Genomic DNA, 881 nt, shown 5'->3' with positions numbered 1-881 from the left:
CTCGAGAATTAAGCCGTAATTCTACTGGTAAATCCTATTCACCTTCGAAGGCTCAGGAGAAGTACAAACAGCGCAAAGGCAATTGTGGCAGAGTCTCTCTTTTGAGTAATCCTCAGGTGTTTGAAGTGGTGAGAGAACACTTCTGCGAAGACCTTTGGTCTCCGGAAGAAATATCGAATCGCTTGGCAGTCGAAAAGTATCCGGTGCAGATCAGTACCACGACTATTTACCGTGGGATTTTCAATGGCTTATTTGATAATTTATTTAAATCTGGCAGCTCTAGTGCCGTGCGCCATCTAAGGCATCACGGCAAGTCTCGCCACAATAAAGCTTATCAAGAAAAGCGAGGCAAGATTCCAATCCCCAACAAGATTCATGATCGTCCGCGAGAAGCTGACAACCGTGTAGAAATTGGTCACTGGGAAGGTGATACCGTGTTAGGCAAAAGCGGAAAGGCTTGTGTCGTTACATTGGTTGACCGAAAATCTCGTTACCTGCTTATTGGTAAAGCTGCTAAAAGAACTTCAGAAGCAGTCACGGATACTTTGAGCGACTTAATGAAGCTATGGCCTGGTAGATCGTTAACGATTACCCCGGATAGGGGTAAAGAGTTTGCCAAAGTTCAATGTTTAACTGATAAGTTTGGTACGCCCTTCTACTTTCCCGATCCTCACTCTCCTTGGCAACGAGGAACTAACGAAAATACTAACGGCTTGCTTCGCGAATATTTGCCAAAAGGAACTGACCTTGATTCAATTACTGACCGCCGGATACAAGCATATGCAGAACAAATGAATAATCGTCCCCGTAAATGTCTCGGATGGAAAACGCCTTATGAAATATTCTTTAATGTAGTGTTGCACTTAATTTGACAATTCAAG

At 43.6% G+C, this 881-nt stretch carries 1 protein-coding gene; it reads left to right on the top strand.

The genetic code is table 11. From position 1 onward, the window contains the following. Positions 1-872, top strand: an 872-nt coding sequence (locus HMPREF0519_RS12680; RefSeq protein ID WP_003636922.1) for an IS30 family transposase, incomplete at its 5' end; no start/stop codon positions are given. Positions 873-881 lie beyond the last annotated feature (9 nt).

This window comes from Lentilactobacillus hilgardii DSM 20176 = ATCC 8290, assembly GCF_000159315.1.
In the GTDB taxonomy this organism is placed as follows: domain Bacteria; phylum Bacillota; class Bacilli; order Lactobacillales; family Lactobacillaceae; genus Lentilactobacillus; species Lentilactobacillus hilgardii.
The sequence above is the reverse complement of the archived record's forward strand: the minus strand, read 5'-3'. Positions and strand labels throughout refer to the sequence as shown.